Source organism: Pseudodesulfovibrio nedwellii, assembly GCF_027923765.1.
Classification (GTDB): domain Bacteria; phylum Desulfobacterota; class Desulfovibrionia; order Desulfovibrionales; family Desulfovibrionaceae; genus Pseudodesulfovibrio; species Pseudodesulfovibrio nedwellii.
The window spans coordinates 1,968,253-1,990,851 of the sequence record NZ_AP026709.1 but is presented as its reverse complement, the minus strand read 5'-3'; the positions used below and the strand labels follow the sequence as shown (position 1 = coordinate 1,990,851).

Genomic DNA, 22,599 nt, shown 5'->3' with positions numbered 1-22,599 from the left:
ATGTGTCCCCGATGGGAGTGTGGCAGGCGAAGCCTGTGCATGGAAATTGGGAAAAAATAATATTGAGGTGCGAAGACATGGCACTGTGCAAAATTGAAGAAGCCATTGAGGATATCCGCCAGGGCAAAATGGTCATCATGGTGGACGACGAGGATCGTGAAAACGAAGGCGATCTCGTTTGTGCCGCTGAAGCGGTAACACCGGAGTTGATCAACTTCATGGCTACATATGGTCGTGGTTTGATCTGTCTGCCCATGAATAATGAAATGGCTGACGCTCTTGGCTTGGAACTCATGGCCAAGAAGAACGAATCCGGTTTCGGAACAAATTTCACGGTCTCCATTGAGGCCCGCGAAGGTGTCACCACCGGCATATCTGCCGCAGACCGTGCCACCACCGTGCTGGCCGCAGTCGAGGACGGCGCATCCCCGGAATCCATCGTGACCCCCGGACATATTTTTCCTCTTCGCGCCAAAGATGGCGGCGTGCTCGTGCGCGCAGGGCAGACTGAAGGCGGTTCTGACATCGCCCGTCTGGCCGGGTTCAAGCCCGCTGCCGTGATTTGCGAAATCATGAACGAAGACGGTTCCATGGCTCGGATGCCCGACCTTGAAGTCTACGCTGAGAAGCATGATCTCAAGATTTGCTCCGTGGCTGACCTTATTGCCTATCGCATGAAGTTTGACGGGCAGTCCGTGACCAAGGTCGGCGAAGCCAAGTTGCCCACACGCTGGGGTAACTTCAAATCCGCCGCCTTTAATTCCGAAGCCGACGGTAAGACCCATATTGCTCTGTATATGGGCGATATTCACCCTGACGAACCGACTCTGGTCCGTGTGCATTCCGAGTGCCTGACTGGTGATGTGTTTGGTTCTCTGCGTTGCGATTGTGGTCCTCAGTTGGCCGATGCCATGTGCATGATTCGTAATGAGGGCAAGGGTGTGCTGGTTTACATGCGACAGGAAGGACGTGGTATCGGTCTTGGTAACAAGATCAAGGCGTATCATTTGCAGGATCAGGGTTACGACACTGTTGAAGCCAACGTGAAACTTGGTTTCCCGCCGGATCTGCGTGAATACGGCACCGGTGCTCAGATTCTTGTAGCGCTCGGCGTGTCCAAAATGCGCCTTATGACCAACAATCCCAAAAAAATGGTTGGTTTGGAAGGCTACGGACTTGAGGTCACCGAGCGTGTGCCCATCGAAATCGGTGCATGCAAGTTGAATGAAAAGTATCTCAAGACCAAACAAGACAAGATGGGGCACCTGCTGCATGTTAATGAGACGGGCGACGAATAAACCCTGTCAGATTTGACTTTTCAGGAATTGCTACCGTAATACATTGCATATATTTTATTGTGTAGGGAGAAAATACCATGTCTATAAAGACTGTCGAAGGACAATTGAATGCCCAGGGGCTGAAGTTCGCCATCGTTGCGGCTCGTTTCAACGATTTTATCGTTGATCGCCTCATTTCCGGTGCCGTGGACTATTTGGTCCGTCACGGCGGAAGTGAAGAAGATCTGACCTTGGTTCGACTACCCGGTGCCTTCGAGCTCCCCATTGCCGCGCAGAAGTTGGCTCGCTCCGGCGATTACGACGGCGTGGTCGTGCTTGGTGCCGTCATTCGTGGCGCCACTCCGCATTTTGACTACGTATGCAACGAGTGCGCCAAGGGCGTGGCTCAGGCTAGCATGGAAACCGGTGTGCCCATGGGCTTCGGTCTGCTGACCTGTGACTCTCTTGATCAGGCTATTGAACGAGCCGGTTCCAAGGGTGGTAACAAGGGCGTGGAAGCTGCTTCCGCACTGCTTGAGACTATCCGTGTCTTGGAGCAGCTCTAGTTTATGGCTGGCAAGAAAAAGGGCAATCGGCCCGGCATTCGCAGAGTGGGACGTACTCTGGCTTTTCAGGTGCTTTACTCAATGCGTTTTCGCGACACCAAGAATCCTATGGATATGGAAACCCTGTTTTCCATCTGTCCTTCGGTGCTGGATCAGGAGTCCGAAACTGCACGTGATTTCGCTCATGATTTGGTTATGGGCGTGGACGTCAATTGTGAAGCAATCGACAAGACCATTGATGAAAACACTCAGCATTGGAAGATCTCCCGCATCGCCGTTGTGGAATTGTCCATTTTGCGACTTTCGCTTTACGAGATGATGTTCACCGATATTCCGGTCAAGGCCGCCATCAACGAGGCCATTGAACTGTCCAAAGCCTTTGGGGACGGCAAGTCCCGTTCCTTTGTGAACGGCATTCTGGACGGCGTGGCCAAGTCTCTCAATAAATAAGCATTTCAAATCATAAAAGGTTCCATCATGGCTTTAGGAAAATATAACCCGGAAGCTATCGAGAAGAAGTGGCAGGACATTTGGAAAGAGTCCGGTTGCTTTGAAGTCGAAACCGATCCCGGTAAGCCGAAATACTATGTGCTGGAGATGTTTCCGTATCCTTCCGGCAAAATTCACATGGGCCATGTGCGCAATTACTCCATCGGTGATGTGGTTGCGCGTTTCAAGTCCATGCAGGGCTTTAACGTGTTGCACCCCATGGGGTGGGATGCGTTTGGTTTGCCCGCCGAGAATGCGGCCATCAAGAATGAGACCCATCCGGCCAAGTGGACATATCAGAACATCGACGAGATGCGTGAGCAATTGCAGCGTCTCGGATATTCCTATGACTGGCGTCGTGAACTCGCGACCTGTCGTCCTGAATATTACAAGTGGGAACAAAAGTTTTTCCTCAAGTTCTTGGAAAAGGGCCTTGCCTACCGCAAGGATTCTCCCCAGAACTGGTGTCCTACCTGTAACACCGTGCTCGCTAACGAGCAGGTGGAAGAAGGATTGTGTTGGCGTTGTGAATCCGAAGTCGAGCAAAAGGACATGGAACAGTGGTTCTTGCGCATCACCGACTACGCCGACGAGTTGTTGAAAGACCTTGAAGGTCTTGAAGGCGGCTGGCCGGAGCGCGTGTTGACCATGCAGCGCAACTGGATTGGCAAGTCCTACGGTGCTGAGTTGACCTTTCAGATCAAGGATATGGTAGAGACCATCGATGTCTTCACTACCCGCCCTGACACCCTCTATGGTGCGACCTTCATGTCCGTGGCAGCAGAGCATCCGTTAGTGGAAGCACTCATCGCTGATGCCGACAATAAGGCTGAAGTCGAGGCGTTCGTTAACAATATTCGGAATATGGACCGCATCAAACGCGGTGCTGACGATCTGGAAAAAGAAGGTATTTTCACAGGCAAGTACTGCGTGAACCCGGTCACAGGCAAGGATATCCCCATCTTTGTGGCCAACTTCGTGCTCATGGGCTATGGGACCGGCGCAGTTATGGCCGTTCCTGCTCACGATCAGCGCGATTTCGAGTTCGCCACCAAATACGAGTTGCCCATGCAGGCGGTTATCAACCCGTCGGAAATGCATGACAAGGGTGAAGTGTTGAACGCTGCCGATCTGGACACCGCCTACACTGACCCCGGATTCCTGATTAACTCCGGTGAGTTCGATGGTATGGCTAATGAGTCTGCCAAGAAGGCCGTGGTTGAGCATCTGGACGAGTCCGGCAAGGGAAAGATGGCGGTCAATTACCGTCTGCGTGACTGGAACGTTTCCCGTCAGCGTTTCTGGGGTGCTCCCATCCCGGTTATCTACTGCGAAGAATGCGGTGTGGTGCCGGTCCCCGAGGATCAGCTTCCTATACTGCTGCCGGAAAACGCACAGGTTCGCAAGGACGGCAAGTCTCCGCTGCCCACCATGGAAGAATTCGTGAATTGCGAATGTCCTAAGTGTGGCAAGGCTGCCCGTCGCGAGACCGATACTTTTGATACATTCTTTGAATCTTCCTGGTACTACATGCGCTATTGTGACCCGCGCAATGACGAGGAAGCGCTGGGCGCTGAACATCTGGATTACTGGATGAACGTGGATCAGTATATAGGTGGTATTGAGCATGCTATTCTGCATCTGCTCTATTCCCGTTTCTTTACAAAGGCTCTGCGTGATACCGGGTTTGTCTCGGCAAGCGAGCCTTTTTCCAACCTGTTGACGCAGGGCATGGTGCTTAAGGACGGCGGCAAGATGTCCAAGTCCAAGGGCAACGTGGTTGACCCTAATTCCATGATCAACCAGTACGGCGCAGATGCAACTCGTTTGTTCATTCTGTTCGCTTCACCGCCGGTCAAGGAACTTGAGTGGTCTGACCAAGGTATCGAAGGTGCATTCCGTTTCCTGAGCCGCCTCTGGCGCTTAGTGGAAGAGATGGAAGGTGTGCTGGAGCCGGTTCTTCCTACGGCTGCTAATGATCCGCAGTCCGAAGCCGCCAAGAAACTTCGGTTCAAGGAACACGACACCATTCGTCGCGCTACGCGGGACATCGAAAATGAATTCCAATTCAATACGGTCATTGCGGCTGTCATGGAATTGGTCAATGAGATGTACCACGTCAAGGATGAACTCAAAGAGTCCGATCCTAAGGCCATGTCTTCGGCTATTGCAACAGCTGTGACCCTGTTGTCCCCGGTGACTCCTCATATCTGTGAGGAATTGTGGCATTCCATGGGGCATGAGACTGGCATGACTTCTCAGTCCTGGCCGACTTTTGATGAGAAGGCTCTGGTCAAGGATGAAGTGACCATGGTTGTTCAGGTCAACGGCAAGATGCGTGGCAAGTTCCAGGCACCTAACAATGCCCCCAAGGAAAACGCGGAAAAGATCGCTCTCGAAATGGAGAATGTGGTCAAATTTATCGAAGGTAAAACCGTTCGTAAGGTGATCGTTATTCCTAATAAATTGGTAAATATTGTAGCCAATTAGAAAGACGTTAATTGAATCAAATAGAAGCCCGGAAGGATGTTGTCCTTCCGGGCTTTTTTGTGTGGATTGGTGTGCGTTTATTTCTGATATTTGGATTCGCCGAAGCCGAGAATGGGATAGAAGATGAAAGGAAGTAGGAAAAGGCCAGCTGCAAAGACACCGGGCTGTCCGAATTTTTTGGCCAGCGCAATGGAAAGCAGAATCATCAAGATGATGTTTACCACCGGAATGAAGTAGCCGATGAACCAGTACCATTCCTTGCCACCCATGCGATTGAGAACCCACAGGTTATAGAAGGGAATGAGGCAGGCCCAGCCGTATTCTCCCGCTTTTTCAAAAGTCTTCCACATACCGATACAAACGGCGACAATAATTGCGATGTTGATCAAAGTCATCATTCAGGGAACTCCTCGTATATGGTCTTGAATGTTCTGACTTGAATATATGGATAGTTGGTTTGGGTCAACGGGGGGGGGAGTTTTTGTTTGAAAAGAGAAGAGAAAGGTAAGCAGGTTTCGTAGCGAAGATGAAGGAAAGGGACTTGTTTTTTTTGGTGAGCGTTGCGTGCTTTCGTAGTGAAAATGCAAACAGTATTATTTCAAAGGTTTCGCCTTTACGGCGACCTGCTTTTTTTGAGGCGAAAAAAAGGAGGCAAAAAACGCCTTCTTCGTTGTGAGCCTGATAGCGGACCTAAGAGCCTGTACGCGGCTTTACTGCCCGACAGGATTGTCTGTGACACAGACTCGGTCGGGCCACGCTTCGCCGCGCTAGACAGGCTCTAAGGTTCGCTATCAATTGTCCGTCGCTTTAAGATGTTTCTCGGTGTAGGTGTCCATTCTTGATTTGAGGCTCTTCGTTATCCATAAAGGGCCTTGGGGTGCTTCAACACCCAACAATGACTCTCGCCGAAGGCGCATCTTCAAAGAAAAAGGCCGCATGAAAGCAGCCCTTCCTTATTTCTTATTTCCCGTCGGGGGTTAAACCCCGACTGCTTTAATTATTCATCGAAGCAAAAATCCCTCGCCATAACAACCTGACAAAATCGCCTGTTCAAGGTCTGATTATGATGACCCACAATTTGCTCCCCCGTGAGCACCCCATTGTCGTATGAAGTATGCGCATCACCAATCAAAACATTATCATATCCATGGACCAACGCACTTCGAATAGTGGTATCCACACAACATTCAGTCTGAAGCCCACAGAAGACAAGTTTTTTGGCTCCGAGCTTTTTGAGGTTGGCATCAAAATCAGTATCCCAGAATGCGTCGTAAGAAGATTTAAAGGAAACGAGGTCGCCATTCTGCGGAGCAATTTCAGGCTTGAACAACCAGTTGTGGGAGTCCTTTTCAAATTCAGACCCTGCTTCTTCGGTGGTGTGCTGAATGTAATGTACCGGAATATTCCTTTCTCGCGCCGAAGCAATAAGGCTTTCAATGGTTTTGAGAACGCGGTCGCCTTCAAAGGGAATTTCGTCTGGGGTTTCAAACATGATGTTCTGAACATCTATGACAACGAGAACGGTCTGGTCGGCCATGAATTCTGCTCCTGATCGTAAGTTGTGCGTATGAAAAAAGGCACGCTTTGCAGCGTGCCTTGTGTCTTTATCAAAATCCGTGTTCCCGAAGATAATCCATGGTGATGTCCGGCTTGGTGTCGCCAGCCCCTTTGTCTCCGACCCATGGAGTCACCATGCGCTCCACGTACTTGCCGATGATGTCGGTTTCCATGTTAACCGTCGTGCCAGGAGACCAATCTCCGATGGTTGTCACCTTTTGGGTTTCGGGAATGATGTTCATCTCAAGCCACGTAGGAGCGCAGTCGTTGACGGTGAGACTGATTCCATCCAATGTAATGGAGCCTTTGGGGATGACGTATTTGCCGTGTGCGGCATCAAAGGTGAGGCGGTAGATCTTTGATTCACCGGAAGGACGAATCTCGGCTACTTCGGCCATGCAGTCCACATGACCGGATACGATATGCCCGCCAAAACGGTCACCCATGGCCATGGCGCGTTCCAGATTGACGGAGGAACCCATTCGCAATGTACCAAGGCTGGTGACAGAGGTGGTTTCTTTTGAGGCGTAACAGGTGAACCAGCCATCGCCGAAAGTCTCCACGGTCAGGCAGACGCCGTTGACCGCAATGGATTCCCCCAGTTCGATGTCGTTGAGATCGAATAATGCCTTGATGCGGAATCGCGTTTCAGCGCTCCGATTTTCGGCGACTTCGATACGGCCCATACCCATGACCAATCCTGTGAACATAATAATCCTCGCTGTTGTCTGGCGCTTTTGTATCAGGGTGCGGGGCGGGTGTAAATCCGGGATCAATGAAGATAACGACGGACAAGGTCCTCATAGGCAGAGGAACTGCGGACCCGGTCAATGGCTTTTTGAAAACGATCAACCAGCGTGTCGGGAACGTCTTTGCTGAAGGCGTAATAGGATCGCATTTCAGAAACTTTCCACACGGTTTTGAAGTTGTCTGGGTCGAGACCTCTCTCACGAATAGCTTTGTTGAAAGTCCGCGCTTCCAACGAAATGAGATCGACTCTTGATGATATAAGCATATTAATGCAGGCCTGAACGGATTTAAGAGATTTGATGCGAACTATGTGACTTTTTTTCGCGAGTAACCCTTCCGAAGCATAGCCTTTGACAATGCCAACAGACAGTCCTTGAGCGTCTGTGAAAGACTGTATGTTGATAGGAGAGTCTGCTTTAGCATAAAAAAAAGTTGTGGAGAGAGCGATCGGTCCGGCCCATTTGAAGAGATTTTCTCGTTCTGGTGTTCTGAGCATGGAAAATAGGACAATGTTTTTTTCGGATTCAAGCATTTCGTAGGCTCGAGTCCAAGGAAGGAAATGAAGAGGCGGCGGGGTGACGTTTATTTCCATCCACGCTTTTTTCAGGAGGTCGACGGCCAATCCTGTCTGACTATTATTTTCTGTATAGTTATATGGTTTGAATTCTTCAGTCAGGTATGTGAGGCGAGTTGCCGGATCAGGTGTTGACTGCGCATGGCTCGTGACCACCTGTAGGCAAACGAGGATGATGAATACAATCACATGTCGAAGTCTGTTGAGCATACCTTTCTTTACGATGTGTGCGGGATTGTGACAAGGGGGTTATATTTTTTAGTTATCTTGTGAAGGGTGGGAAAGCGGTGCATCCGGATCTTTGAAAAGATATATGGAAGTCATGTCGATCAGAGCATTATATAAGCGGTCTTGTTCAACATGAGGTTGACCAGTCGCCACCGAGTGCATGGTTTCTTCAAACGCGTTGGCGACTACTTGAGCTGCCGCCTCCATGTCGGTGATACGGAGACGGTCGCTCATGGTTTTGAGAAATTTACTCAGCTTTGTGGTTGTGCCATTGAATTCTGTTGCAGCATATTCTTTAAAATCTTCGTCAATGTATTGCATGGAAAGCATGACCCGTAAAAGTTCCGGGGAATGATGGTGTGCTTCATGTCCTAGTTTGACAATGTGGCCGATCACTTCTCTGCCCGTAGCCCCCTCATCCATCTTGCGGGTGAGCGTCTTGAATATGGACTGGTCGATTTCGATCAGATGCTGGTTGATTATTTCAAACAGAATTGCTTTTTTATCAGTGAAATAGGCGTAAAAAGTTCCAACAGAAACACCTGCCCCTTTGGCAATTCCCTTGGCATTTGTGCCATGGAACCCCTTTGCGCCGAATTCTGCCATGGCCGCATCCATAAGCCGTTTCTTTTTTTCGATACTTCGGGTCTGCTGAGGAACCCTGATAGTGTTTTGTTCGGTCATTGTTTGCTCCGAGGCGAAAGTACCCTGCAAGAGGTTCGGTATCAACCCTTTCTGAGGACGACGGCGTGACTGAAGAATATGGAAGGCAAGCTATCCAGCTCAAACCCCGCCTTGATGGCAGCAGCAACTTCTTCGCGATAGTTGTTGGGAGAGACGTGAAACTTCGGTTCGACAAAAAGCATGCGCCCATTGCGTTTGATGCATTGCGCCATGCGGTGAAAGTAGATGTCGATATCAGGAACTTCGTGCGCCATGTATGCAGAAAGAACGAAGTCCGCTTTTGGGAGCACTCCGATGTCATTTGCATCGCATTTCCACGTTTCCACTCGTCTGTGTAAGCCTGCTCGTTCTACCTTTTCCTCCAGCTTGGCTAATGCTTCAGCCTGAAGGTCCACAGCAATGACCTTGCCAGTTTCTCCTACCATGCGTGCTAACGCCATGGTGAAAAAGCCGACCCCGCATCCTGTGTCAATAACCGTCATGCCCGGGGTAACCATATGGCCGAACATTTTTTTGGGTGGCTGGACGAGCCCCCGTATTGGATTGTCCAAGGTCCATTGAGTGCGCCATGACATGACGTGGTTGCCTTGTTCTCTATATGCGTAGTTCATGAATGCCTCCTTGGCGTTTGTTCATAAAATACAAATATGAGGTCGGGTTCATATTGTCAACATAAAAAATGAACCTTTGTTCATGTTTGTATGTTGAGCGATTATTTTGTTCGTAAAGTCAACATGATATCTGATCCAGTAGTTTTCGTTTTGATGATGCGGAAGTCTACGGAATCAGCCATGGAGATGGATTTGCGGCCAGAGTAAGCCGCTGGAGCGGTATTGTCGCCGAGTATGCGAGGGGTCACGAAGTGGACGATTTCGTCGGCCAATCCCTGCTGGATGAGGGCCATGGAGAATCTTCCGCCACCTTCGCACAAGGTGTAATGACATCCTTTTTCATAGCGGAGTCGTTCGAACCCACAGGAGAGAGTCAGGCCACCGGGATGTCCCGGCAAAGGCCAGACCGAGGTGCCTCGGCTTCGCAAACGGTCAGCGGCTTCACTGTGAGCCGCTATTTCAGTGGTCATGAAAATAGTTCGTTCCGGGCGTTTTCTAAGCAGGGTGTGTGCCGCCGGATCTTCTGGGAGCCGTGATGTGACGACCACGCCAAAAGGTTGGATAAAGTCTGGTGGCAGCTGTTCCATGCGACAGTTCAGGCTTGGGTTGTCGGCGTAGAAAGTGGTGCCGCCGACGACAACGGCTCCGACCATGCCACGCAGATCGTGGACACGAGCAAAAGACTCCGGGCTGGAAACCGGTTCAGGTTTTTTTGCGCTGGATGCGATTTTCCCGTCCAGCGTCGCAGCCATTTTAATGATGTTGAATGGGGAATGCGAGTCCTGCCAGAGCAAAAAGTCGGCAATGAGGTCTTTGCATTGCTGCTCAAGGACGCCCACCACGATTTCGATACCGTGGCTTTGTAGTTTTTCCACGCCGCCAGCGGCAACGGGGTTGGGGTCACGAGTGCCGATAACGACTTTGGTGATGCCTGCTTCAATGATGGCTTCGGTGCAGGGAGGCGTTTTACCGTGGTGGTTACACGGTTCAAGGGTGACGAACATGGTCAGCCCTGTTGGATCGACGCCTTTTTTACTGGCATGGGCCAGACATTCCCGTTCCGCATGAAGTTGGCCGTATCGAGTATGCCACCCTCGGGCGACGATTTGGTCGCCATCCACGAGGACCGCTCCGACGCAGGGATTGGGCGCAGTGGTGCCGCGCCCTTGATAGGCCAGGTCTATGGCCTCGGCCATAAATTGTTCGTCTCTAGATGAATTCGCCTTCCATGAACACATAGTTCACTCCAGCCTCGGCGAGCATTTCTTCGGATAACTCGTCAGGGTAGTTTTCGGAAAAGTATATATTTTCTACTTCGCAGTTGATGAGCATCTTGGTGCAAAGGATACACGGCTTGGTGGTGCAGTAGATGTCGCATCCCTTGAGGTCCAACTGGTGCGTGGCTGCCTGGATGATGACATTTTGTTCGGCGTGGAGCCCCCGGCACAGCTCATGGCGTTCTCCAGATGGAATGTTGAGCTTGTCGCGAAGACATCCGACCTCTTCACAATGGGCGATGTTGGTGGGCACACCGTTGTAACCGGTTGCGAGGATACGCTTGTCGCGTACGGCTATGGCACCCACGGCGCGGCGGGTGCAGGTGGAGCGCTGGGCCACCAAATGGGCAATGCGCATGAAGTATTCAGGCCAAGGTAATCTGTTCGACATGGAAGCTCCTCGAACGGTCAAGGTGTGGAAACCGGTTTGATTTATCTATCATTTCTTACAAGGAAAGGAAACGGTGCATATGGCTGTACACCATGCTTCGTGACAGTGGACTGTGAGCGTCAACAGTCATCGTGAAAAAGGGATCGCCCCCCGGACCGGGGTGCGGAATCTAGATGCCTCAGCCGCCGCCGGAGCCGCAGCCGGAGTCCTGCAATGCATCGAGGTTGAGGCCTCCGCCGTCAGTCTTTACGGCGCAGGCGCTCATGAGCTTTTCTGTCTTTTCCGAGCCACATTTTGGACAGACCACAGTGGCGTCTTGAGAAAAGACAAGTTCTTCGAACTCATTGTCGCATTCTTTGCAGATGTATTCGTATATGGGCATTGCATTACCTTGGATTGACGTTCAAGTTGTGTCCTGCTGTCAATGTGAGACTTTTGTTCATGATGTCAAGGAATGTCGCTTGCACATTGCACGTGATTTGTGCAATGTGTGTGCATAAAAATGCACAAAAGTAGACTTTGAGCGTGAAGACCTTTTTGAATTATTCTTTTAAATCGAACTGTTAAAATGTTGGCACGGTGTGTGCTTAATAAGTCACAGAAGATAACACACACTCTCTTCATCCTGATTGCAAAAAACATTTTAATATTTTCGGAGGAACAATGAACAAAAAGAACATCACCATCACGGCTTTGGCAGCTGTCCTGGTCCTGAGCATGGCCGCAATGGCAATGGCTGGTCAAGGGTATGGACACGGTCAAAGGGCTGGAAACGGTTGCGGCGGCAACGGTGTATACAGTCAGTTGACCCCGGAAAAGCAGGTTGCAGTCGACAAGATCTTTGATAAGTACCAGCCCAAATTCACCGAGCTGCGTGATCAGATGTGGGCAAAACACGCCACTTTGCAGGCCATGGTTAACGGTGGCAATGCCGATGAGCAGAAGATCACCAAGCTGACGACTGATATGACCAAGCTGCGTGCTCAGATGCGCGACACCCGTGATTCCATGCGTGCTGAACTTGAAAAAGAAACCGGTATCGTAGCATTCAACGGTCGTGGTCCCGGACAACGTCAGGGACGTGGATATAATGGCGATTGTTATGGTCAGGGACGTGGCGACGGATATAACTGCAACGGTCAGGGCCCCCGTTTTAACTAGATAATATTTCCTATAACCAGGAAAACAGGACGCTTGCGGGACGGTCTGCCATGGTGGCGGCCGTCCCGCAAATAATAATAAACTTCGGATAGCTTCACGCGTAAAATTCAGTACAGTGGAGTATGCATCTTTTTGAGGAGGCATTTTGACCATGAGGAAAATTACATCCCTGACAGGCCTTTTGTCTTTTCTCATCACGCTGTTGACCAGCGTGATTTTGTACGTTGTACCCGAGGGGCGCGTGGCCTACTGGGCTGACTGGCATCTGCTCGGTTTAACCAAAACCCAGTGGGGGGACATCCATACTACCGTGGGAACGCTTTTCTTGGTCGCCATGTTCCTGCATATCTGGTTGAACTGGAAGCCACTCATGGCCTACATGAAGAATCGGGCGCGTGAGCTTGTGATTTTGACTGTTCCTATGGTCATCAGTCTGGTTCTGACGCTTTTCGTGCTTGTTGGCACATTGCTCGGGTTGCCACCCATGCAGCAGTTGCTCGATTTTTCTGCCGAGATAAAGGACGAAGCAACAACGACCTATGGCAATCCGCCGTATGGTCACGCCGAAACTAGCCCTCTCATGAAGTTTTGTGGTTTTCTTGGCCTTGACGCGGCAAAGGCTGTGGAGACTCTTCACGCTGCCGGATATGATTCCACCATCAACGAGCAGTCTCTCATCAAAGACATAGCCCGTTCCAAGGGTGTCAGTCCGCAGCAGGTTTATGACACCATCCGTGGCGGTCAGGATGTTGATTTGTATAAGGGAATGCCTGCCGTCCCCCCTGCTGGTACAGGTAAGCTTAAGGTTGGGGATGTGTGCAACACGTATGGTCTCGACGTTGACGAAGTCCTTGCGAAGCTCAAGGCTGCAGGCATGGACGCCACTCCTGAAAGTTCCTTCAAGTCCTTGGCCGAGAAGCACGACAGTACTCCCAAGGACGTTTATCTGATTATCAAAGGCAAGTAGCAGAATATGGAAGTTGTTCATTCCGACGGAAAGGAGAAAGGGCCTCTGGTCGCCCTTGTTCTGGCACTTATCGTGCTGGGAGTGGGAAGTCTCTATTTGACTTGGCGATCCATTGCACAACAGCGCAAGATCGTCGAAGATCACATGATTATGACAGGCAACTCCATCCTGCGCGGTGTGGATAATAATATTTTACGTATTGCCCGGAATTTACGCATGACACCTCAGTCTCCTGAACTTTTTCAGGCGATGTCCGAGGAATTATTTGCAGAGCTGACCAAATCCGAAGATATAGTGTTTATTACTCTGTTCGGCGAAGATGGTCGTCCTTTGGTTTCTTCTGCCGTAGAAGACACTCCCGTGTTTAGTCTGCCCGATTCCGTGACCAGCGATATTGAGACTGGCAGGGCGTGGCATGTGATGGCCCAGGTGGGCAAGAAAAGTGTGCTCATTTCCGGCTTGCGCGCTCGGCCTGGTATCTCCACTCTGAGTGGCATGCTTCCTTTTGTCGAAGACGGAGAACATGGTTCAAGTCATATGTCTCGCCGTGGTCAGGGACAAGGTCAAGGGCAGGATCAAGGTCAAGGCATGCGACATGGTATGCAAAGGGAACTGGAAGAACCGCCGGTTTTTTTGGTGGTGGGGCTTAATGCGGAGAAGCATCTGGCCCAGTTTCGACAGTATCGTCGAGCTGCCACGTATCAAACCGGATATGTCTTTCTTGCCGCAGTTGTTCTTTGGTCGTTGGCGTTTGCTTATCTGCGCCGCCGAGGGGCCAGCCGTCAGCTGATTCGTCTCGAGCGGTTCCAGAGCAAGCTGCTCGACAACATGCCCGACGGCCTTGTGACTTTGGCTGAGAGTGGTGAGGTTTTGGCTGCCAATCATTCGGCCAAAAAACTTCTCGCTCCTGAAGGGGAAGAAGGTGCGCCCGAAATTATCGGTACCAACTGGCATGATTTCGATTTTGGAAAGACCCATGATGAAATCGGGCTTGCTGTGCCGTATGAGTGGGAGCAGTTTGATTATCAGGGGCGTCAGCTTGAAATTTTGACGTTGCCGTTCCAGGAATATGACGATGGTGGAGCCCCTGAACTCGGTCAACGGCTTGTGCTCATACGTGACCGCACCCAGCTTCGGTCGCTCGAAGAAGATTTGAACGAGGCCAAGCGATTGGCGGAAATCGGTTCTTTGGCCGCAGGTGTGGCCCATGAAGTGCGCAATCCGTTGAGCTCATTGCGTGGTTTTGCCCAGTTGTTTGCCACCAAGCTCAAGGGGCAGGCTCCGCTTGATCAGTATGCCGCAGCCATGGTGCAGGAGGCGGACCGCTTGAATCGAGTTGTTACGGACTTGCTTTATCTGGCCCGTCCGCGTCAGCTTGATCCCATGGAAATTGATCTATCCACGTTGGGAGATTCCATCAAGCAGCTCATGCGATTCGATTTTCAGGACAAGGAAACTGTGCCGGAATTTGACTTTGGTCCGGAATCGGTCTTTGCGGATCAGGACGCGCTCAGACAAATTTTGCTTAACCTTATCACCAATAGCCTCGATGCCATTGAGGGATGCCCGGAGTGCATGAAGCCGGGGCATATTCTGCTGACTTCGGTTCAGGGCAAGGACGGCGTTTGGCTTATCGTGGCTGACAACGGACCGGGTATGGACCCCAATCTGGAAGGCGACGTGTTCAAGCCGTTTGTGACCGGCAAGAAGACCGGTACCGGTCTTGGCCTTGCCATTGTCCAGAATATCATGCGGGCGCATAAGGGCGAGGTGGTTATTCACTCCGAACTGGGTGACGGCACCGAAATGAAACTTTTTTTCCCGAAGAATACCGAAAGCGATAGCTAAGGAAGTAGATATATGACTGAAGAACGTATTGTCCTCGTTGTTGATGACGAGCCAGGCCATCGGATGATGGTCCGTGCCGTTCTTGAGGAAGAAGATTGGACGGTTCTCGAAGCTGATTCAGGCGAACAGGCCTTGCGAGTTCTGGCCGAGGAAGCCGAGTCGGACACATTTCCCGATGTGGCCATGGTGGACATGAAAATGCCCGGTATGGACGGTATGCAATTGCTCAAGGAGTTGCAGATTCGGCGTCCGAGCATGCCTGTGGTTCTGTTGACGGCCTTCGGCAGTGTCGGCAGTGCCGTTGATGCCATGAAGAAAGGAGCCTTCGACTATTTGACCAAACCCGCTGACAACGACGAGTTGACGGCAGTTATTGGCAAGGCGTTTGAATATCACAAGTTGCTTGAGGAAAATGTACGGCTCAGGGCCGAAGTGAGCGGCGAGGCCGATTTTATTGGGGCCAGCCCCGGTATCGAACGGGTACGCGATCTCATTGGTCAGGCCGGTCCTTCCGAGGCGACAGTACTTATACTCGGACCATCTGGCACGGGTAAGGAACTTGTAGCTGAAGGATTGCATCGGGCAAGCCATCGGGCAAAGCGTCCGCTCATCAAGGTCAACTGTGCGGCTTTGCCGGATGATCTGCTTGAATCGGAATTGTTCGGTTACGAAAAAGGCGCGTTTACCGGTGCGGTCAAGGACAAGCCTGGTCGGTTCCAATTGGCTGATGGCGGCACATTGTTTTTGGATGAAATAGGCGAAATGCCTGCTGCGCTTCAAGCCAAGTTGCTTCGTGCTTTGCAGGAAAAGACTATTGAACCGTTAGGGTCGGTTAAACCCATCCATGTGGATACGCGTATTATCGCGGCTACCAATCGGAATTTGAAAAAAGAGGTCGATGCCGGACGATTTCGGGAAGATTTGTATTATCGGTTGGCCGTGTTGGAGATTCGTATCCCTCCACTGGATGAACGCAAGGAAGACCTGCCGCTTTTAGTCAGTTTCCTGCTGCGTCGTTTGGGCAACAAGAACAACAAGATTATTCGCACGGTAACCCCCGCGTTTCTCGATGCTTTGTCCGGCTATGACTGGCCCGGCAATGTGCGTGAATTAGAAAATGTTTTGGAACGCGCTCTGATTCTGTCTCGTGCCGATGCTTTGGGGACGGACTTGTTGCCACCCCAGATAACTGGTGCGCGTGAGGCTGCTATTCACATAGATTTTACTCCACCAATCTCGGCAAGTCCTGCGGCCCCTGCGAATCTGGAAGAAGCCGAGAAGCAGGCAATCATTCAGGCGCTGGAAGAAAACGGCAATCATCGCGAACGCACGGCGGATGCTTTGGGCATCAGTCGTAGAACTTTGCAATACAAATTGAAAAAGTACGGATTGACGAGGCGTTAGCCGGTCACGAACGCTTTGATTGTCTCAATGCGTTCAAGATAATCCTTTTGATAAAGAGGGCCGCCGTCCGTATAGCGTTCGGCGGTTTTTCTGTGGACTTCGCACCACTGTGCCATGAGCGGATTCTTGAAGATGCGGCTATAGGTTTTAATCATGTGCAGGGTGTTATGGCAGATAGGGGTCAGGTGTCCGGTTTGTGCCAGCAGTTCCGTGTAGTCCGTGCCGAGATCAAGGAAGAAACTCCCCACAGCTTCAGCACAGAGATAATTGCCGCCTGAAGAAAGTTTTTTCAGCATGGTGGATTGATCAAGCTTGTGGGGTTGCCACGGCCTGTTCCACTCGACCGGGATTGTTTCGTTTTGCGTGTATCCGATACGGCCTGTTTTTAGATATGCGGTGATTTTTTCTGCCAACTGTGGCCACATGGACCCGATATGCTCCACGTCACGCCCGGCATGCAGGCCTGTTACGGTTCCGTCTGTTTCTTCCAGAGAGAGCTTGAGGAACGGACAGTGACTTTCGATGCGCTTGTCTGATTCATTCCAGATACCGCCGAAGATTCGGTTCATGTCTACGGTGTGCACGTTACCAAGTTCTTTTTCCCAGGCTTTCATGTGAGCCGGGGCCTCTCGATAGATGTCAGCCCATCCGTCAAGGTAGGAGTGTGGTTCCGGGCCAAAGGCAGGATAAGGAGAGAGTCGCGAAACCACCACAATGGGAAGATCCGGGTGCATGGATCGTAGTGTTGCCAGCATCTCACCGTATCGTTTGAGATACGTGGCCGGATTGGGCTGAATCATGCCGCATTCGGCCTTCATCCATGTTCCCATTTTCGGATGTGATTCCCAGACCACCGGGTCCATGAAGAAAATGTACTTGTCCTGTTTGTGGATGAAGAGCGGGGAGTTTTCATGGAACAGGTTCATGACCAGAAGTTTTGGCGGCGGGTCATTCGGTGTGATGATCTGGAATTGATTGCTCGGGAGACGGCCATGGAAGAAATTCTCAAGCCCCATGTCGAGGACCATACTGGCGAGTTGTGGCGGTACTTGTCCGGGATGACTGGTCAAAGTCAATGGCGAGGCCAGAACTCGATATGTAGTGTCAATTCCTCGGTCTGCCACAGCCCGACTCAGGAAATCCATTTGACAGTTGCCCGAAAAGTAAAGCATTCTTCATCCTTGATGTTGGTATTCTTAAAACTTTCATGAACCGGAGCCGTTCGTCAAGCATGAGTAATTTGACTGTTGAAACATTTGTCCTTGGTATGGAAGAGACCAATTGTTATCTGCTCAGCGTGGATGGTGAAGCCGTGGTTATTGATGTGGGAACTGAACCTCAGCGACTCATTCAACGCATCAAAGAGTTGGGGCTGAAGCTGACTGGCATCTATATTACTCATTTCCATATAGACCATGTGGGTGGGGTTCAGGAGCTTCTTCAGGAGTGTCCCGCGCCGGTTTTCATCAGCGGTGTTGATGAGTTTATGAAAGACTTGTCTCTCGAAGCGGGCGGGTGCCGGGAACTTGTCGAGTTTCTGGAGTTCCCTTTTGAAGAGATTGCTCCGGGACGGCGCAAGGTCCTTGGACACGACATGCTCGTTTTTGATACGCCGGGGCATACTCCGGGTAGTCTCTCCTTTTTTTTCCCGGCGGCGGGTTGCGTCTTTGTGGGCGATCTCATCTTTATGATCGCGGTTGGTCGGACAGACCTGCCTCGGGGGAGTTCGTCAGAGCTTCTTAGATCAATCCGTTCACGCATTTTTATACTGCCTGATACCACTCGGATTTATTCCGGCCATGGTCCCATGACATCGGTGATTCATGAAAAAGAAAACAATCCGCATTTTGTCCTCTGAGTAAGATTCTCCTTTTCTTTACTTTTTTTACTATATTGGTGTAACGTACGCGCTGATTGTCCCTCGACGGTTCAATAAATGCGCGTGCGGAGGCCCCAATGACGTTGTTTTTTGGTTCCATCATTCTGCTTATACTTGGTTATTTTATTTACGGATCGTTTGTCGCAAAAGTTTTTGGAATTGATCCCGGAAGGCCGACTCCGGCCAAGACGATGACCGACGGCGTGGATTATGTGGAAATGCCGGTTTGGAAAGTCTTTCTCATTCAGTTGTTGAATATTGCGGGATTGGGGCCGATTTTTGGTCCGATACTTGGTGCACTCTATGGTCCCATTGCCCTTGTCTGGATTGTTATCGGGTGCATCTTCGGTGGCGCGGTGCATGATTTCTTTTCCGGTATGCTTTCAGTTAGACATGGTGGGTGCAGTATTCCCGATGTCGTGGGGTTGACCCTTGGCAAAGGATTTCAGCAGTTCATGCGCGGCTTCTCTGTGGTCCTGCTCATTCTGGTGGGGATCGTCTTCGTGCTCGGCCCTGCCGGTTTGCTTCAGAATTTGACGGATATTTCTACCCAGATGTGGGTGGTCATCATTTTTATCTATTACTTTATCGCCACCATTTTGCCGGTAGATAAGGTCATCGGGCGCATTTATCCTATCTTCGGTGCTATCCTTATTTTTATGGCCGTGGGGCTGGCTGTGATGATGATAGCCAAAGGGTATTCGTTCGAGAGTTCGACCCTCTTCACACACACCAATCCGCAAGATCTGCCGCTTTGGCCGTTGGTCTTCATCACTATCGCCTGTGGTGCGATCAGTGGATTTCATGCTACTCAGTCGCCGATGATGGCTCGTTGTCTGCCCAATGAGAAATATGGGCATATGGTCTTTTACGGTGGCATGATTGCCGAGGGTATTATCGCTATTATTTGGGCGTCATTGGCTATTGCATTTTTCGACACACCGGAGGAACTCAATGAAGTGCTGGGAACCGGCGGTCCGGCTCTGGTAGTGAACACGGTATCCACGGAACTCCTCGGTGCATTTGGCGGTATTCTGGCCGTTATTGGTGTGGTCTTGCTCCCCGTCACTTCGGGTGACACTGCCTTCAGAAGTGCCCGATTGATTATCGCGGATTTCATGGGGCTGTCTCAGAAAGAAAATATGAAGCGAATTTTTATCGCGGTTCCGCTTTTTCTTGTCGGATTCATGGTGTCATTGACGGAATTCGGTTTGATCTGGCGCTATTTCGGGTGGGCCAACCAGACAATGGCGGCCATTGTGTTGTGGGCGGCTTCGGCACACCTCGCCATGGTGGGCAAGAGCCATTGGCTGACGACGATTCCAGCATTATTCATGACTTGTGTTGTCTCGACATTCCTTTGTTATGCTCAAATCGGATTCAATTTACCCATGCCCGTTGCTACAGGCGTCGGTATAGCTGTTTCCGTGATTTCATTAATTCTGTTCTTGCGGTATCGGACAGGAGAGGCTGCGGCCTCGGCAGCCGTCGACTACACGGAGTAAGGAGAAAAACATGAAAAAAATAAATATTCTCATATGTGTTTTTATTCTTCTTTTGATTGCCGGCGGAGCATTTGCTGAGGACCTGAGTGGCAAATGGTTGGCTGATGTCACGAGTGCCGAGACTCAGTGTGAAGATCTTGGCTGGGACCCTGTCGGCAATTATACCATTGAGATTTTCAAAGGTGAAAAGTCCATCATTATTGTGCCGCAGAGGCCTCATGTCCGGTACGTGGGTAAGTTCCTGACGGATATGCCGAACAAAGCACATTTGCGGGCGACATATATGAAAGATGGCGGATATCTTACCGAGGTTGTGGACATAACGTTTGAAAATGGTCAATCTGCAACGGGGAAGACTTTATGGCAGTGGAGCGACGGCGTTTTCGCGTGCGGCGGCAGTTATTCTTTTGTCTTGAAACGGCAATAGTCTCGAATGAGATTGCTTGTACAGTGTCCAGCAAATTTTGGAGTCATCATGAGAAATAATAAAGTCTGTATCTTCCTTATGGTTCTGTGTCTCATTCTGTTTTCATTTCCCGCATTGGCCGCGGAAAAGACCGTGTCGAAATATGGGACTGTGACCGGTCAGGCCCGGATGTATTATTTTACCCAGCGCAATAAAACTACGGGTGATGATTTTGACAACATCAAAGAGTCATTGGCCTTGGGTGGCTTTCTTAAATACGAAACCCCGTGGCTGGCCGATATGTTTGGTTTTGGTGCTGCCGTATATGGCACTGCTCCGTTGTCCGGTGAATTGAATCAAGCGGATGAGGGCGGTACCGGACTGTTGACCAGCAATAATGAAGGGTTTGCCGTGCTCGGTGAAGCCTATTTCAAAGCCCGGTATTCCAAGACTGAAATGCGGTTGTGGCGGCAACGTCTTGAGACCCCGTTCATCAACAGTAACGACAGTCGTATGATCCCCCAGACCTATGAGGCCTATGGTATCAAATCCAGCGATGTCGAAAACCTGACTTGGAGTCTATACTGGGTGGACAAGGAAAAGGCGCGGGACACGGAACTCTTCAAATCCATGTCTGACATGGCGGGCTTGGACGGAACGGACGGCGGTGTTTTCATGGCTGGCGCGGATTGGACCCCCGTCGAAAAACTCCCGTTGAGGTTCTGGAACTACTATGCGCCTGATCTGGATAATACCTTTTTTACCCAGGCAGCGTATGTTTTCGGAGACCCCAAGGACGTCGGCTTTACCGTGTTGTTTCAGGGTGTTGATCAACGCAGTGTCGGTGATGAGCGGGCCGGGGAATATGGCACGGCTGAAGGTGGTCTCAAGGGAGGCATCACATTCAGCGGTTTTACCTTTGACGTGGGTGGAACCATTGTCGGTAACTCGGCCGGTATCCGTAATTCATGGGGTAACTATCCTTTTTTTAACAACCTAATGAGCTACGCATTTAATCGGGCTGGCGAAAAAGCTTTGTATCTGGGAGCTGCCTATGATTTCAGTCGCTTGGGTGCCGAAGGTTTTACCGCTAATATCAAGACCGGTTTTGGTGACACACCGGATTCCGGCGATAATGCTTCCTTTGACCGGAACGAATACAATTTAAATCTGAATTATGCCTTTGACGGTGGCCTTGAAGGTCTTTCCATTCTCAATAGGTGGTCCTATCAGGATGCAGACGAAGACCTCGGTGGCCGGGATGGTTATCAGGTGCGTTTGAGATTCCAGTACAATTTTCAATTATTGTAAGAGAGGAAGCATCTCCCTATCACCTCATCATATGATCATATAGTATAAACCGCTTTTTCTTCCTGGGTTTTTATTTTAGGGTTAATACTCGGCTTGCTTCATAAAACCTGAGGAATGATTTATGGCAGACGACACCGTCTATAATGGTAGTGGAGATGATATTGCACCGGAAATGCTTGAGGCTGCGAAGGCACTGCTTGTCAAGCGATACAAATATATAAAGAAACCAGATGAATCCATGAAGCGACTGGCTTGGATCGGTGCGACGCATGTTGCCCGAGACATGGTCGCGAGTCCTGAAAGATATGCCCCCGTTGAGTCTGGCAGGGTGATACCTGATGTCTCCCCGTTGGATCCGTTGGATATTTTGCGTCAGGATCATCAACTTCCAGCCTTGCCTCAGGTCTTTCTGGAATTGCAACAGGCGATTTCGAGTGAATCTACTTCGGCGGACGATCTGGCCGAAATAATTAGTCAGGATCCCGGATTGACAGCCTTTTTGTTGCGTATGGTCAACTCCGCATTTTATAGTTTGCCCATGCAGATCGATACCATTTCCCGCGCTGTCACCGTTGTTGGTGTCAATCAGCTTTCTACTTTGGCTGTGGGTACTTCGGTCATCAGTTTGTTTAAGGATATCCCCGAAGAAGTGCTCGATATGGAGCAGTTCTGGAAACATTCGGTTGCCTGCGGGCTTATAGCCAGAAGGTTATGTCGCATTACCGGCCAGGGTGACCCGGAACGAGCATTTGTCTCGGGTTTGCTGCATGACATCGGTCAGTTGATCATGTTGCAGGCTGAGCCGGAAAGAGTTGCAGCTGTTCATGCCCATGCACGGGATAAGGATACTCTCCTGTTTGCCGAAGAGAAAAATTTGCTTGGTTTTGACCATGCGACCTTGGGCGGCATGTTGTTGAGAAAATGGAATTTCCCGTTCGTTCTTGTGGCCGCAGTGCTGGAACACCATCATCCCAAGATCAGCCAGAAAGAGGCAGAACCCGCACTTGTTCATTGTGCTGAAACCATCGCCACCGGTCTTGGCATCGGTTCTAGTGGTGAGTTTTTTGTCCAGCCGCCGAATATGGATGTCTGGACTTCCATGGGGCTTACGCCAGAGCGTATAGATGAAATGGTCGAGGATTTGGATGAAGAGCTGGAAGAGGCCTTTCAGATTCTGATCAAGCAATAGCAGGGCGCTTGAAAACAAAGGGTGTTGCATTGGCC

The 22,599-nt window shown here is 50.5% G+C and carries 23 protein-coding genes; 13 read left to right on the top strand and 10 right to left on the bottom strand.

Annotation, left to right across the window (positions count from 1 at the left end; translation table 11 throughout):
- The first annotated feature begins 77 nt into the window (after window positions 1–77).
- The 4 genes from SYK_RS09335 to leuS all read left to right on the top strand — a co-directional run bounded on the left by SYK_RS09335 (window position 78) and on the right by leuS (window position 4,822).
- Window positions 78–1,298 carry a bifunctional 3,4-dihydroxy-2-butanone-4-phosphate synthase/GTP cyclohydrolase II gene (locus tag SYK_RS09335; RefSeq protein WP_281759990.1) on the top strand — a complete coding sequence of 407 codons (1,221 nt, stop codon included), beginning with the start codon at window positions 78–80 and terminating at the stop codon, window positions 1,296–1,298.
- 77 nt (window positions 1,299–1,375) lie between these two features.
- The gene (gene ribH, locus SYK_RS09330; RefSeq protein ID WP_281759989.1) at window positions 1,376–1,843 is read left to right on the top strand and encodes a 6,7-dimethyl-8-ribityllumazine synthase; all 468 of its coding nucleotides are present in this window, start codon (window positions 1,376–1,378) and stop codon (window positions 1,841–1,843) included.
- 3 nt (window positions 1,844–1,846) lie between these two features.
- The gene (nusB, locus tag SYK_RS09325; RefSeq protein WP_281759988.1) at window positions 1,847–2,293 is read left to right on the top strand and encodes a transcription antitermination factor NusB; all 447 of its coding nucleotides are present in this window, start codon (window positions 1,847–1,849) and stop codon (window positions 2,291–2,293) included.
- A gap of 27 nt (window positions 2,294–2,320) precedes the next feature.
- The gene (leuS, locus tag SYK_RS09320; RefSeq protein WP_281759987.1) at window positions 2,321–4,822 is read left to right on the top strand and encodes a leucine--tRNA ligase; all 2,502 of its coding nucleotides are present in this window, start codon (window positions 2,321–2,323) and stop codon (window positions 4,820–4,822) included.
- A gap of 77 nt (window positions 4,823–4,899) precedes the next feature.
- Here the strand turns inward: leuS and SYK_RS09315 are convergent, their stop codons facing one another.
- From SYK_RS09315 to SYK_RS09275, 9 genes are all read right to left on the bottom strand, one after another.
- On the bottom strand, window positions 4,900–5,220 hold the full coding sequence (locus tag SYK_RS09315; protein WP_281759986.1) for a DUF5684 domain-containing protein: 321 nt from the start codon (window positions 5,218–5,220) through the stop codon (window positions 4,900–4,902).
- A gap of 599 nt (window positions 5,221–5,819) precedes the next feature.
- The gene (locus SYK_RS09310) at window positions 5,820–6,359 is read right to left on the bottom strand and encodes a cysteine hydrolase family protein (protein WP_281759985.1); all 540 of its coding nucleotides are present in this window, start codon (window positions 6,357–6,359) and stop codon (window positions 5,820–5,822) included.
- Window positions 6,360–6,429: 70 nt separating this feature from the next.
- Entirely contained in the window at window positions 6,430–7,089 is a 660-nt protein-coding gene (locus SYK_RS09305; RefSeq protein WP_281759984.1) for a riboflavin synthase, read from the bottom strand.
- A 62-nt stretch (window positions 7,090–7,151) separates the two neighbouring features.
- Window positions 7,152–7,913, bottom strand: coding sequence for a substrate-binding periplasmic protein (locus SYK_RS09300; RefSeq protein ID WP_281759983.1), 762 nt, complete (start codon window positions 7,911–7,913; stop codon window positions 7,152–7,154).
- 48 nt (window positions 7,914–7,961) lie between these two features.
- Complete coding sequence (locus SYK_RS09295) at window positions 7,962–8,615, bottom strand: TetR/AcrR family transcriptional regulator (RefSeq protein WP_281759982.1); 654 nt, start codon at window positions 8,613–8,615, stop codon at window positions 7,962–7,964.
- Between the two features lie 41 nt (window positions 8,616–8,656).
- The gene (locus SYK_RS09290; protein WP_281759981.1) at window positions 8,657–9,226 is read right to left on the bottom strand and encodes an SAM-dependent methyltransferase; all 570 of its coding nucleotides are present in this window, start codon (window positions 9,224–9,226) and stop codon (window positions 8,657–8,659) included.
- A gap of 101 nt (window positions 9,227–9,327) precedes the next feature.
- Window positions 9,328–10,464 carry a bifunctional diaminohydroxyphosphoribosylaminopyrimidine deaminase/5-amino-6-(5-phosphoribosylamino)uracil reductase RibD gene (gene ribD, locus SYK_RS09285; protein ID WP_281759980.1) on the bottom strand — a complete coding sequence of 379 codons (1,137 nt, stop codon included), beginning with the start codon at window positions 10,462–10,464 and terminating at the stop codon, window positions 9,328–9,330.
- On the bottom strand, window positions 10,436–10,894 hold the full coding sequence (locus tag SYK_RS09280) for a deoxycytidylate deaminase (protein WP_281759979.1): 459 nt from the start codon (window positions 10,892–10,894) through the stop codon (window positions 10,436–10,438). The genes ribD and SYK_RS09280 overlap by 29 nt, the downstream gene beginning before the upstream one ends.
- 178 nt (window positions 10,895–11,072) lie before the next feature.
- On the bottom strand, window positions 11,073–11,276 hold the full coding sequence (locus tag SYK_RS09275) for an FmdB family zinc ribbon protein (protein ID WP_281759978.1): 204 nt from the start codon (window positions 11,274–11,276) through the stop codon (window positions 11,073–11,075).
- Window positions 11,277–11,557: 281 nt separating this feature from the next.
- Between SYK_RS09275 and SYK_RS09270 the strand changes: the two genes are divergently transcribed.
- The 4 genes from SYK_RS09270 (at window position 11,558) to SYK_RS09255 (ending at window position 16,274) form a co-directional block, all read left to right on the top strand.
- Window positions 11,558–12,055: a Spy/CpxP family protein refolding chaperone gene (locus SYK_RS09270; RefSeq protein ID WP_281759977.1), complete on the top strand. Its 498-nt coding sequence runs from the start codon at window positions 11,558–11,560 to the stop codon at window positions 12,053–12,055.
- Between the two features lie 151 nt (window positions 12,056–12,206).
- Window positions 12,207–13,022: a DUF4405 domain-containing protein gene (locus tag SYK_RS09265; protein WP_281759976.1), complete on the top strand. Its 816-nt coding sequence runs from the start codon at window positions 12,207–12,209 to the stop codon at window positions 13,020–13,022.
- Between the two features lie 6 nt (window positions 13,023–13,028).
- A complete protein-coding gene (locus tag SYK_RS09260) occupies window positions 13,029–14,870 on the top strand; it encodes a two-component system sensor histidine kinase NtrB (RefSeq protein ID WP_281759975.1) in 1,842 nt (613 codons plus the stop codon).
- Window positions 14,871–14,882: 12 nt separating this feature from the next.
- Complete coding sequence (locus SYK_RS09255; protein WP_281759974.1) at window positions 14,883–16,274, top strand: sigma-54-dependent transcriptional regulator; 1,392 nt, start codon at window positions 14,883–14,885, stop codon at window positions 16,272–16,274.
- Here SYK_RS09255 and SYK_RS09250 read toward each other — a convergent pair.
- Complete coding sequence (locus SYK_RS09250; RefSeq protein ID WP_281759973.1) at window positions 16,271–17,446, bottom strand: SGNH/GDSL hydrolase family protein; 1,176 nt, start codon at window positions 17,444–17,446, stop codon at window positions 16,271–16,273. The two genes, SYK_RS09255 and SYK_RS09250, sit on opposite strands and share 4 nt — an antisense overlap.
- Before the next feature lie 59 nt (window positions 17,447–17,505).
- On the opposite strand from SYK_RS09250, the gene SYK_RS09245 reads away from it, so the two are divergent.
- The 5 genes from SYK_RS09245 (at window position 17,506) to SYK_RS09225 (ending at window position 22,564) form a co-directional block, all read left to right on the top strand.
- On the top strand, window positions 17,506–18,132 hold the full coding sequence (locus tag SYK_RS09245) for an MBL fold metallo-hydrolase (protein ID WP_281759972.1): 627 nt from the start codon (window positions 17,506–17,508) through the stop codon (window positions 18,130–18,132).
- A 98-nt stretch (window positions 18,133–18,230) separates the two neighbouring features.
- A complete protein-coding gene (locus SYK_RS09240; protein ID WP_281759971.1) occupies window positions 18,231–19,658 on the top strand; it encodes a carbon starvation CstA family protein in 1,428 nt (475 codons plus the stop codon).
- Between the two features lie 10 nt (window positions 19,659–19,668).
- Window positions 19,669–20,085, top strand: a complete 417-nt coding sequence (locus tag SYK_RS09235; RefSeq protein ID WP_281759970.1) for a hypothetical protein — start codon at window positions 19,669–19,671, stop codon at window positions 20,083–20,085.
- A 48-nt stretch (window positions 20,086–20,133) separates the two neighbouring features.
- The gene (locus tag SYK_RS09230; RefSeq protein WP_281759969.1) at window positions 20,134–21,375 is read left to right on the top strand and encodes an OprD family outer membrane porin; all 1,242 of its coding nucleotides are present in this window, start codon (window positions 20,134–20,136) and stop codon (window positions 21,373–21,375) included.
- Between the two features lie 121 nt (window positions 21,376–21,496).
- A complete protein-coding gene (locus tag SYK_RS09225) occupies window positions 21,497–22,564 on the top strand; it encodes an HDOD domain-containing protein (protein ID WP_281759968.1) in 1,068 nt (355 codons plus the stop codon).
- Window positions 22,565–22,599 lie beyond the last annotated feature (35 nt).

Bases quoted from the DNA above. Each gene is read 5' to 3' on its own strand.
- SYK_RS09295 (WP_281759982.1), bottom strand. From the start codon at position 8,615: ATGACCGAACAAAACACTATCAGGGTTCCTCAGCAGACCCGAAGTATC.
- SYK_RS09250 (WP_281759973.1), bottom strand. From the start codon at position 17,446: ATGCTTTACTTTTCGGGCAACTGTCAAATGGATTTCCTGAGTCGGGCT.
- SYK_RS09240 (WP_281759971.1), top strand. From the start codon at position 18,231: ATGACGTTGTTTTTTGGTTCCATCATTCTGCTTATACTTGGTTATTTT.
- SYK_RS09305 (WP_281759984.1), bottom strand. From the start codon at position 7,089: ATGTTCACAGGATTGGTCATGGGTATGGGCCGTATCGAAGTCGCCGAA.
- SYK_RS09245 (WP_281759972.1), top strand. From the start codon at position 17,506: ATGAGTAATTTGACTGTTGAAACATTTGTCCTTGGTATGGAAGAGACC.
- nusB (WP_281759988.1), top strand. From the start codon at position 1,847: ATGGCTGGCAAGAAAAAGGGCAATCGGCCCGGCATTCGCAGAGTGGGA.
- SYK_RS09280 (WP_281759979.1), bottom strand. From the start codon at position 10,894: ATGTCGAACAGATTACCTTGGCCTGAATACTTCATGCGCATTGCCCAT.
- SYK_RS09230 (WP_281759969.1), top strand. From the start codon at position 20,134: ATGAGAAATAATAAAGTCTGTATCTTCCTTATGGTTCTGTGTCTCATT.
- SYK_RS09265 (WP_281759976.1), top strand. From the start codon at position 12,207: ATGAGGAAAATTACATCCCTGACAGGCCTTTTGTCTTTTCTCATCACG.
- leuS (WP_281759987.1), top strand. From the start codon at position 2,321: ATGGCTTTAGGAAAATATAACCCGGAAGCTATCGAGAAGAAGTGGCAG.
- SYK_RS09255 (WP_281759974.1), top strand. From the start codon at position 14,883: ATGACTGAAGAACGTATTGTCCTCGTTGTTGATGACGAGCCAGGCCAT.
- SYK_RS09270 (WP_281759977.1), top strand. From the start codon at position 11,558: ATGAACAAAAAGAACATCACCATCACGGCTTTGGCAGCTGTCCTGGTC.
- SYK_RS09275 (WP_281759978.1), bottom strand. From the start codon at position 11,276: ATGCCCATATACGAATACATCTGCAAAGAATGCGACAATGAGTTCGAA.
- SYK_RS09315 (WP_281759986.1), bottom strand. From the start codon at position 5,220: ATGATGACTTTGATCAACATCGCAATTATTGTCGCCGTTTGTATCGGT.
- ribH (WP_281759989.1), top strand. From the start codon at position 1,376: ATGTCTATAAAGACTGTCGAAGGACAATTGAATGCCCAGGGGCTGAAG.
- SYK_RS09235 (WP_281759970.1), top strand. From the start codon at position 19,669: ATGAAAAAAATAAATATTCTCATATGTGTTTTTATTCTTCTTTTGATT.
- SYK_RS09260 (WP_281759975.1), top strand. From the start codon at position 13,029: ATGGAAGTTGTTCATTCCGACGGAAAGGAGAAAGGGCCTCTGGTCGCC.
- SYK_RS09310 (WP_281759985.1), bottom strand. From the start codon at position 6,359: ATGGCCGACCAGACCGTTCTCGTTGTCATAGATGTTCAGAACATCATG.
- SYK_RS09290 (WP_281759981.1), bottom strand. From the start codon at position 9,226: ATGAACTACGCATATAGAGAACAAGGCAACCACGTCATGTCATGGCGC.
- SYK_RS09300 (WP_281759983.1), bottom strand. From the start codon at position 7,913: ATGCTCAACAGACTTCGACATGTGATTGTATTCATCATCCTCGTTTGC.
- SYK_RS09225 (WP_281759968.1), top strand. From the start codon at position 21,497: ATGGCAGACGACACCGTCTATAATGGTAGTGGAGATGATATTGCACCG.
- ribD (WP_281759980.1), bottom strand. From the start codon at position 10,464: ATGTGTTCATGGAAGGCGAATTCATCTAGAGACGAACAATTTATGGCC.
- SYK_RS09335 (WP_281759990.1), top strand. From the start codon at position 78: ATGGCACTGTGCAAAATTGAAGAAGCCATTGAGGATATCCGCCAGGGC.